Genomic DNA, 229 nt, shown 5'->3' with positions numbered 1-229 from the left:
CAGCCCAAGCAGCAGGAAAAGGAGCTCCCGGGCTCGGTCCGCCTCTTGTTCCAGCCGGCCGAGGAGAAAGCGAGCGGAGCCCTCAACGTGATCGGCAGCGGAGCGCTGGAGAACGTGCGGGCCGTATCCGGGCTGCACAACAAGCCGGATCTGCCGTGCGGGACGCTCCGCATCAAGGAAGGCCCGCTGATGGCGGATGCGGGGGGCTTCGACGCCCGGGAAGAGGGCC

At 69.0% G+C, this 229-nt stretch carries 1 protein-coding gene; it reads left to right on the top strand.

Annotated features, from left to right (window positions below; all coding sequences use genetic code 11):
* Positions 1 to 229: M20/M25/M40 family metallo-hydrolase (locus KVT34_RS31520; protein ID WP_369016311.1), on the top strand; the 229-nt coding region annotated here is incomplete at both ends.

This window comes from Paenibacillus sp. GbtcB18 (assembly GCF_019091125.1).
In the GTDB taxonomy this organism is placed as follows: Bacteria; Bacillota; Bacilli; order Paenibacillales; family NBRC-103111; genus Paenibacillus_F; species Paenibacillus_F chitinolyticus.
This window is presented reverse-complemented; position numbering and strand designations above follow the sequence as displayed.